Raw genomic sequence first — 9615 nt, forward strand, 5'->3', positions numbered from 1 at the left:
CCGCGCCACCTGCGCGGTCAGCTCAGGCACCGTCGGCCACGGCCTCGGCTGCATCGACATCCCACACCCCACCCGCGACCGGGAACGCCAAGACGGCCGCTGCTGCCCCGACTAACGAGCCGCCAGCCACGCCGGGCACGAAATAGGCCAGCAGGATCGTCACCAGCCGCAAACGGCGGTGATCAGTCTTCGGACCTCGGTTGGGGCAGTTCCGCCGTGCTCGTCGCCTCAGCGAGTGCGAGGCGACCGCCCTTCAGCTCAGGCACGTAGTTGTAGATCGTGTTCCTGGAGACGCCGAGGAGCTTGGCGATCGAGGTGACGGTGTTCTCCGGGCGGGCGAGCAGGTCGCGGGCGTGACGTACCTGCTCCTCCGTCATCGCCGGCGGGCGGCCGAGCCGGGCGCCACGGGCACGGGCGGCGTCCAGGCCCTCATTGGTGCCCTGCACGATGAGTTCGCGGATGAACTCCGCCAGGGCCGCGAACACGTGGAAGACCAGGCGCCCGCCGGGCGTGGTCGTGTCGAGCGCCTCGTGCAGCGAGGTGAAGCCGACGCCGCGCTTGCGCAGGCCGGACACGATCGCGATGAGGTCCTGGATGGAACGGCCCAGCCGGTCCAGCGACGGGACGACGAGGGTGTCGCCCTCGCGCAGGTAGTTCGAGGGCCTTCCACAGTTCCTCGCGTTCGGCGTTCTTGCCGGACTTCTTGTCGGAGAAGATCCGGATGCAGCCCGCTGTGTTGAGTGCTTGGATCTGCCGGTCGAGCAACTGCCCCTTGGTGGACACGCGTGCGTATCCCACGAGGCTGCCGGTCCGTACGGCCGGAACGGGGGTGAGGAGATCGGCGGCGTCGTCATCCTGGGGTGGCTGCACCTGCCAGATCGTACAGAAAAGGGTGCCCCTCAAGTTCTTGAGCACATCGACTTTCTGACACCGTTTCATGGGCATGATCCGGCGTCGATCCGGTCCCGCGCCGCCACTTACCGATCTTGCTTATCAATCGGTCGATTGATGAGCAAGACGCGCAAGACCGCCACGGCTTCCGCCCTTCAGGGCAATGCCCGCGATGCCCGCCGGCCGCTCACCCCTGCTCGGACTCATGTGATTACGAACCGAACATCGAGCACCTCTGTCGAAGCCCTGCGGCGAGAGCCTGCACCGTCTTCGAGTCGAACTGGCCGGACGCGCCGAGCCGGGACGTGGAAGAGGGGGCCTGAGTTCATGGAAAGGAGGGCGTCGCGTACGGGCGCGTTGATGTTGCCCTTCGCGGTGCCAGACCAGGGCAGTGGTGCGCGATCTCAAATCGCCGAGACGGGTTGGCGCGCCTATCCTTAGAGGAGGCGTCCATAAGGGATTCAGTGATACCTCTAGCGCTGATTAGCGCGGACCATCGCCCGGCCTCCCCTGAGGCCGCTCCCGGAACTGACGTGTTCCCTGGACCTGCGTTCGCCAACGAAGTCTCAACGGAAGAGAAATTCCGATGGACATCGTCATCGTCACCATGCAAGCCGCCCAGAAGGTCACAGCCGGCCAGGCGGTCCGCATCACCAAATCACCGACCACCCCCGGATCACCGGCCACCGCCGTCAGCCCTGCAGTCGCCCCTGCTGTCCCGCAGAGCAAAACCCCCCCCAGCGACGAGACGTTGCAGACGCTGCATACCCTTCCGTTCTTTGGGATTGCTCTGCAGACGGCGGACGCCAAGGCGAAGGTCGATGTTCAAATAGGCGGCGTTGTTGCAGGCAGCCTAGGCCCCGGAAAGCCTGGCGCGGTTGGCGTCAACAGTTCGGGAAAACTCGTGCGGGCTAACGCCGTGCGCGTGCGCAAAGACGATCCGACAAAAGCAAAAGTCTGCATCAGCGCTCCGAACTGGATCGGTGACTGTGACGCCTCGGGCATGGTGACAATCCGGCCCCGCCGCGACACGCGGCTGAACGTGCTCGACTTCGGAGCGGCAGGGGATGGAAAGACCGACGACACGGACGCGCTCCAAGATGCCCTGGACTGCGCAATGCGACTCGGAACGATGCCGGATTATGACCCGTTGTCCGACGGCAAAGTCGTCTACCTTCCTCCGGGCGACTACCTGATTACGAAGCCCCTTGTCGTCTCGAACGGCTGCATTCTGGAGGGAGCCGGCCTTGGCTTCAGAGGAACTTCCCGAATAATCGCAGATGTCGCAAGCGTTCACGCAGATTTCAACCTCTCCACCAGGACCAATCCCCTTGACCCCCCTCCACACGACCCTCCAATCATTCCAGGTATCGGAGGCGGTATCGGTAAAGTCGGAGTAGGTGCCGGAGAGACCGTTTATTGCGCAATTGCCCTGACGGGCTATTATACCGACCTGCCCGATCGCGGTCGTGCTGACTATGCTGTGCTTCGCCAGTTCACCCTCGAGTCGAAACCCCTACAACGGAGGGGTACCGCCGCTAGCGATCTCCACCAGACTCCGCAGATGGATGGCGTACGAGTTCTGGCGCACGGCCCGTGGATCGAGCAGGTGCGGGTCGCTGGCTTCAGGCGTAACGGAATAACGATATACGCAAGCTACCCGCCTCGCTTCGCGCCGGTAGTTAATGCCAACCTCACACAGATACGTGATTGCCTCATCTCTAGCAATGGTCAGCATGGGCTCGACATCGGCAGCGAGGGTAAGGATAATACAAATACCATGCTGGTCATGAACGTCTCTGCCACAGATAACGGGCGTGATGGAATTCATGATGCTTCGTACCTCGGCTGCACCTTCGTTTCGTGTCACACCGAAACAAACCAGCACCGAAACATCAGCTCCGAAAGCGATGGCGCGTGGTCCGTGTACGTCGGTTGCTATGCCGAAGCGGATGCACCGGCGGTATTCATGGGACAGCATATCGCTGTAGTCGGAGGGGACATGGACATCACCCCAGACTCAACGTACTGGGGCTATGGCGCCGTCAGAGGAGGATCTGGACCCTCTGCCCTGAAAGTGACAAATAATTATTCCACAGTGCGATTTTATCGGATCGTCAAGGGTGGGATCGATATAGATAAGGGCGAGCAGGTAACGCCGCCCCACCCCAAACTAGGCGAACCGGCCCCAAAGGCGCTAGGATACCTATTTGAAGCAAAAGTCGGCGGGCATACTAGCGGAGCTAGTTCGACCGGTATGCCTGACGAATGGTCCGCAACCGCAACAACGGTCCCAACGCTCGGGAGTCTGACAAGAGATGGCGATGTGATATGGGAATGCCTGGGCGAATGCCCGCCTTCGATCGTGACGTCCAACACCCTCGGAAGTAGTAATAAAGATTCCACGATCATTCAGGATGTTCAGTCTGTGACGATGGACGGCAAGTTGGATCCCGTCGCGGGGGATTCCCTCTTCCGTACCCAAGTCCAGAGAGCTCCGAGATCTTTTCCTGAGCACCCTCTCAAGGGCAGGATTGAAACGTCTCTGATTGGAGCGCCTTTCCCTACTACGTACTATCTAACCTCGCACGAAAACGGTCCGTCTCCCGGCAAACTAATGCTTCCGGAAGCCTGGATTGGAAAACCTGATAATGAGCGGAGAATTGGTGTTGTTTATAGCGGAAACCCCTTCACTACCACTGTGGGTAGCTGCGACTTCTACAGCCCGGGCGATCTGATCCTCAATGCTTACAATGATGCAACGCGCCAAGGCCCGATCGGGTGGGCGGTGGCGGCTGCGTGTGGATGGGGGTCAGCGCCCCATTGCCAACCCTGGACTCCCGGGAAGCACTACAGCATAGGGCAAACCGTCAAGCCGACGCCCCTGCCGCCCGGCAATCGCTTCGTTTATCGACTGAAGGCGTACAAGAAGAAGGACGGGCCGTTGAACCCGCACCTCAACGTCTCCGGTCAAGATCCGCCGCCCTGGAGCCAAACTGTTGGTGATACGACTGAGGACCATTTCCTAGAGTGGGAGACGCTCTATGACTTGGATGTTCCCGCAAACAAAAAGTACCTTGAACCGATTCCACAGGGCGTGACAGATCAGGAGAACTCGCACGCGACTGACCTTGACCAGCTGAAAAGAGATTTCAACGCACTTCTTGACAAGCTGAGAGCGGCACACCTGTTGGGAGGCCTGTTGGGGGGGTAAGCGGAGGCGGACGGAGCTGATACCGGGGATGCCGCATCTCATCGAAGGCGGCGACTGTTCCAGCTTGACTTGTCGCCAACTATGTGAGCACACGCGCGTCGTGACGGTATGACACCGTGCAGGGACGCGTAACTTTTTCGCGGCTGAGCAGGCCGGCAGGGTCAGTGAGCCTTTTCCAACCTCAGTTGAGGCGTGGTGAAGGACGAGAACGGTCTTCGCGATGTCGGTTATCCGGTTGGTGCTGCAGCGGAGCTTTCGCAGGAGGCGCCAGCTTTTGAAGGTGGCCATGGCCTGCTCGCCGATGCATCGGATCTTGGCGCGGCTGCTGTGGCGGAGGCGTACTGGCCGGCGGCCGCGCGCGCGGAGACGACGGGGCCGTTCCCGGTGACACGCCCCGGGGAGGCCCCTCGCCCGTTCGTTCAGGAAGCCCGGATCGCCCGGTCGATCTCCGCGCCGGTACGGGCCAAGACGACGGGCCACTCCTCCCTGAGGGAGGCGGGCAGAAGCTCGCGGTCCTCGTCCCGCTGGATCATGGTCGGCCCGCCCGGGACGACGAGCACGGCATCCAGCCGTTGCAGCAGGACGGCCAGGAGGTCCATGATCCCGCCCCCTCCGAAGCGGTTGAAGGTGATGCCGGTCGGGTTGTTGAAGTACACACCCGCTTCCTCCCCCTCCGCCGTACTCACCAGCAGGAAGTCCGTCCCGGGATCCCGCGCCACCGCATAGGGATCGAGGACCTCGTGCGCAGCCCTCATGTCCAGCGTCGCCGGCTCACCGTTCTCGAACCGGCACACGAAGATGTCAAAACTCATGGAGATCTTTCTAGCCTCAGGTTGAGGCGTGGTGAAGGACCACGACGGACTTCACGATGTCGGTGATCCGGTTGGTGCTGCAGCGGAGCCTCCGCAGAAGGCGCCAGCCCTTCAGGGTGGCCATGGCCTGTTCGCCGAGACAGCGGATCTTGGCGTGGGTGCTGTTGTGTCGCCGCGGCCAGCGTTTGAGCCGACGGCCCCTGAACGGCACCCGGACGGGGCGCCCGGCGCCCTGGTAAGCCTTGTCCGCCCAGCACTTGACGTCGGCTTCAGTGAGTGCGTCGATGATGCCGTGGCGACGCGCGGCAGTCAGGTCATGGGTCGATCCGGGCAATGCCGGTGAAGCCCACAGCAGTCGGCCGAACGGGTCGGTGAGGACCTGGACGTTCATGCCGTGGCGTTTGTGTTTTCCGGAGTAGTACGGGGTGTCGGCGGCGATCCGGTCGGTCGGCAGCAGGGTGCCGTCCAGGATCACGAAGGCTTTCGCCCGCACGGTCTTCATCGCCTCGGTCAGGGTCGGCGCGGCGGCGGCCAGGACGTCGATCACCTCACGTATGTACCGGTACACGGTCGCGACGCCGATGCCGAACCCGGCGGCGAGCCGCGCGTATGTGTCCCCGCACCGCAGGTGGGCGAGGACGAGCAGGACCTGTGGGCCGACGGGCAGCCGTCGCCACCGGGTCCCGATCTCTCGCTGCCGGGCACGGAGCCGCGTGGTCAGGTAGCGCAGGGTGCGGCCGGACAGATCGATCGACGAGGGGTAGGCAAGCACGCGAAGCTCCTGGCGGACACGGGTGATCTTGGTCGAGACCCGTCTATCAGGAGCTTCGTCGTTCCGTACAGCTGGCAACTTCCAACACCTGGCCGCCGCAGTCAGGTTGGAAAAGGCTCAGTGCCGCCTCTCAGGGCTTCGCTACGCGTATGGCGGGCGGTTATGGGCAGGCCGCACCAATACACGAGAAGGCTCTCCGCATCAGGGGGCGGACAGCGGGGCGGTCGAGCATTTGGTCGGCCGAGGCGTTTGGGGGGAAGGTCGGAAGGTGGCTGCAACGCACGAGGCTCCCGCGCCGTTCGAGGAGCCCGTGAGGCTACCGGCGCCTGATGGGCTCCGTCGACCCCGATCTGGTCATCACGGCCGAACGCGCCCTGCGCGATGTCGACGCCCGCCCGAGACGTCGGACAGGTCTGCATGCACGTGGATCGGCCACACACTGGGTGCTGAAGCCGACTTCGTCGTCGCCCCGCAGCTCACCGTGGTCCGGGCCCACGAACTCGCGGTCGCCGCCGAACACGCCTCATCCACGCCGTTCCCCGGCTGGCTGCCGCCACCGTCCACCCCGATTTGACCGACGGCTACGGCAAACCAGACGTCGTGCTCGCCCGCCACACCGAGGCCTGCACCCCGACCAACCCTCCAGGTTCATAATCGGGCACTCACGGATCCCTGGGGCTCAGCACCGGCTGCTCGACGGCCGCTGCGGTACGAGGGCGGGGAACCGTCGAGCCCGCAGTGAGGTTCAGGCGGGTGTCCATGTCGAGGTTTACCTCCCCGTACGGGCGGATGTGGGACCAGAACAGCGGGGTCAGGCCGCGTCGGTCGGCGGGTGTGAGAAGGTCGGCCCACTCGGGTTCGTCGAGGATGTCCTGGAGCATGAGGGTGTTCACGTAGACCAGAGCGGACTGGAGAATCCGCAGGCAGAGGACGAACATTTCCTGCTCGTCGCGCCGGTTCGAGGCGATCTCTCCGCCCTTGCCGTAGGCGATCACGGAGTTGGCGCCGTTGGAGGACTCCATGACGTTCAGACCTTCCTCGATCTCCCGCTGGAGGTCTCGCAACCTGAGGTAGCGGGCCACGAAGATGGTCTTCTGCGCACGGCCGACCTCCAGCATCGCCGCGTACGTGGGGTGGGAGGCGTTGCGGGTGAAGCGGCGCAGGATCGCCTCGGTGGACGCGGTACGGGTACGGATCGCGGTCGCGTACTTGATCATCTGGTCGTACTGCTGGGTGATGAGTTCCCAGCGGATCGGCCGGGTCAGCGCCGGGCTCAGCTGCGGGTAGGCGTCCGGTTCACCGGCCACGGGCCGGTACAGCTTGACCTTGTTGATCCGCTTGATACGCGGTAGCAGGTCGAAGTTCAGCAGCCTCGTGATGCCGAACCCGATTTCCGACTGGCCATGCGAGTCCGTGTAGTTCGCTTCCACGTCCATGGTGGTTCCGTGCCGCATGGCGCCCTCGATCATCGCTGCGACCTCGGAGGCGGTGCAGTTGATCAGCTGGGAGTGGATGGCCAGGGACTTCTTCTCCACGTGCCAGTAGATGAGCACCCCGCGGCCGCCGTAGCGCGAGTGCCACTCGGTGAACAGGTTCTGGTCGTACGCGCGCACGTGCGTGGAGTCGGAGGCGACCGCGGTCGAGCCCTGTCCCCACAACTCGGTGCTGCGGGCGGTGAAGGTGGCGTTCGCGATCTGGACGGCGATGGCGCGGGCGGCCTCGGCGGACAGATACCGGCGCCGCACGTACCGCAGCTCGTCCTCGGTGTGGCCGTGGCCGCCGGACGCCACTGCCTTGATCCCGGTGTTCGTGCCGTACGCGTAGATGACCAGCAGCAGGCGCTCCGCCAGCACCGCCGTCGAGAGGCTGCCGCCGCCGGAGACGGAGGTGACCGCGTCCAGGCAGCCGGTCCGCAGCACCGCTTCCTTGAGCATGTCGACGAGCGGCACGACGCCCCACCGGCGCTGTACCTCGCCCTTGATCCTGCGCAGGTTGCGCGGCTCGGGCTGGGCCTCGGCCGCCGTCAGCCGGATCGCCCCGGACTTCCGCTCAGCGATGTCCAGCCAGGACAGCTTCGGCATCCCGTCGTTGAGCAGGGTCAGCTCGGCCGTCATCTGCTCGCGCAGTTCGTTGACGAACGCCGCCGGATCCAGCGGCTTGCGCAGCTCCCGGTAGTTCTCCACCCGCCGGGCCTCGAAGTCCTGGGGCAGGTCCTCATCGGGGTTGCGCCACTTGTCGGCGCCGACCACCCAGATCTCCTTGCACTTGAGCTGATCGCGCAGGGCCTGGAAGGCGACGACCTCGTAGACCATGCGCACCACCCGGTGCCGGCCCCGCTTGTCGGTGCGGTGCACGACCTCCGCCCAGTCCCCGCTCATCGCCTTGTGGACCGGCACCGTCTCGCCCAGCGGGTAGTACGTCGTGTTCCCGGCGCTCGCGTACCGGGCCACCAGTGCCAGGGCCTCGATCACGGGCTGGTGGGCGTGGTTGGAGGAGCGGAACTCCAGCACGTCCAGCAGCTTGATCAGCCCGCGCCGGTAGTGGTTGGTGTACGACGCCTTCAACGTGGTCTGCACGGTCCGCCGGTAGACCGGGCCGCGGGTCTTGAACTCGTGCACCAGCTCCCGCAGCGTCGCCTCGCCCCCGGACACCGCCGGGAACACGACCTGGCGGACCGTCCCCTCCGGGGTGCCCAGCGAGGCCTCGGCGAGCTTGAAGAGGATGTTCTCCTTGCCCGACACCTTCTTGAACGCGTTGATGAGCTGCTCGGTGACCTTCTTCTCCGCCCGCGCCCCGATCCGGTGCACCGTGGAGATCAGCAGCTCCACCAGCGTGTCGGTGATTTCCCGCTCCCGCTCGTGCAGCAGTGCGGCCAGCAAGGTCACCCGCAGCGGCACCGGGTGCGTCCGCAGATGGGAAGGCGACTCCACCGCGGCCCGCGCCCGCCAGCCGGCCACCACCTTCGGCGCGACGTCGATGAACAGATCCGGCGGCAGCCCGATCGCCCGCACCGTCAGCAGCTTGTCGATCTCGGTGAGCATCGTCTCCAGGCTCACGTTGCCCGGAGCCTCCTTGACCTTCGCCAGTACCGGTGGCGCGTCCTCGCCCTCCGTACCACCGCCCGCGGGTCCGGCGTCGTCCTGGTCGGCGCCGGCCACCAGAGCCACGATCCGCTCCACGCTCTCCACGGTCAGCCGGGAGGAGATCAGGGCCGTCAAAGACTCCTCGGCCGCCCGCAGGGCAGCCCCCACGATGCGGTCGCACCGGCCGGTCGTAGGCGGCTCGATGCTCTCCTCGCGACAGCGGGCCAACAGTTCCACCCGAACCTGCTCGGGCCTGCGTTCCCTGCGCGCGACGTTCTCGGCCAGATACGCCGTCAGCTTCTCCGCGTCCGCGACGCTGCACTCACGGAAGCCGAGGTGCTCTCGGATCTGCGCGCGGTGGTACTCGACCGTGCGGCCTGCCCAGTCGTAGGACTCCAGCTCCGAGGCGGGAACCTGCACCTGACGGGCGACGAACTCCACGGCCTCACCGGGCAGCTCTGCCCGGTTCCGGGGAAACCGGCCGGACCGCGTATAGAACTTCAGCAGCACGGCGAAGCCCAGTCGCGTCGCACCGCGCTTGCCGGACACGAGCACCTGCTCGTCCTTCAACAGCGTCCAGTGCTCGACCAGTTCGTCCAGGTCCAACGGAGTACGGGCCACGATCGCAGATCGTCCTCGCAGAGCTTCACCCACCGCAGCCGTACGCCCCGGACTCACCCACACGGGTGACGCCCCGCAAGATCACTGCCGTTTGCGGCTGGTGACAGCATTCTTACCGGCACCCCCGGATCCCCGTGGGTTCAAGGAAACCGAAGGTCCTTCAGCCTGAACCCGCAGGTCCACCGATCTGCTTCAGGTCGGTAGATCCGTGGGTTCGGTTGG

At 64.8% G+C, this 9615-nt stretch carries 5 protein-coding genes and 3 pseudogenes; 2 read left to right on the forward strand and 6 right to left on the reverse strand.

All coding sequences use genetic code 11. The features are described 5' to 3' along the window. Window positions 1-22: 22 nt before the first annotated feature. Window positions 23-163, reverse strand: a complete 141-nt coding sequence (locus ACFWBB_RS37050) for a hypothetical protein (RefSeq protein WP_385281896.1) — start codon at window positions 161-163, stop codon at window positions 23-25. 19 nt (window positions 164-182) lie between these two features. Then, window positions 183-798: pseudogene (locus tag ACFWBB_RS37055) on the reverse strand (recombinase family protein). 679 nt (window positions 799-1477) lie between these two features. On the opposite strand from ACFWBB_RS37055, the gene ACFWBB_RS37060 reads away from it, so the two are divergent. Next, window positions 1478-4105 carry a glycosyl hydrolase family 28-related protein gene (locus ACFWBB_RS37060; RefSeq protein WP_385281899.1) on the forward strand — a complete coding sequence of 876 codons (2628 nt, stop codon included), beginning with the start codon at window positions 1478-1480 and terminating at the stop codon, window positions 4103-4105. A 177-nt stretch (window positions 4106-4282) separates the two neighbouring features. On the opposite strand, the pseudogene ACFWBB_RS37065 reads toward ACFWBB_RS37060, so the two are convergent. From ACFWBB_RS37065 to ACFWBB_RS37075, 3 genes and pseudogenes are all read right to left on the reverse strand, one after another. Then, window positions 4283-4429: pseudogene (locus tag ACFWBB_RS37065) on the reverse strand (IS5/IS1182 family transposase); the annotation flags it as partial. A gap of 95 nt (window positions 4430-4524) precedes the next feature. Then, window positions 4525-4917, reverse strand: coding sequence for a hypothetical protein (locus tag ACFWBB_RS37070; protein ID WP_385281902.1), 393 nt, complete (start codon window positions 4915-4917; stop codon window positions 4525-4527). 16 nt (window positions 4918-4933) lie between these two features. After that, the gene (locus tag ACFWBB_RS37075; RefSeq protein ID WP_385281905.1) at window positions 4934-5689 is read right to left on the reverse strand and encodes a transposase family protein; all 756 of its coding nucleotides are present in this window, start codon (window positions 5687-5689) and stop codon (window positions 4934-4936) included. Between the two features lie 317 nt (window positions 5690-6006). Here ACFWBB_RS37075 and ACFWBB_RS37080 point away from each other — a divergent pair. Next, window positions 6007-6343, forward strand: a pseudogene (locus tag ACFWBB_RS37080) (cation transporter dimerization domain-containing protein); the annotation flags it as partial. An 8-nt stretch (window positions 6344-6351) separates the two neighbouring features. Here the strand turns inward: ACFWBB_RS37080 and ACFWBB_RS37085 are convergent. Then, window positions 6352-9393, reverse strand: coding sequence for a Tn3 family transposase (locus ACFWBB_RS37085; protein WP_385281908.1), 3042 nt, complete (start codon window positions 9391-9393; stop codon window positions 6352-6354). Window positions 9394-9615: the final 222 nt, after the last annotated feature.

It is taken from the genome of Streptomyces sp. NPDC060000, assembly GCF_042737375.1.
Lineage (GTDB): Bacteria > Actinomycetota > Actinomycetes > Streptomycetales > Streptomycetaceae > Streptomyces.

Bases quoted from the DNA above. Each gene is read 5' to 3' on its own strand.
- ACFWBB_RS37060 (WP_385281899.1), top strand. From the start codon at position 1,478: ATGGACATCGTCATCGTCACCATGCAAGCCGCCCAGAAGGTCACAGCC.
- ACFWBB_RS37070 (WP_385281902.1), bottom strand. From the start codon at position 4,917: ATGAGTTTTGACATCTTCGTGTGCCGGTTCGAGAACGGTGAGCCGGCG.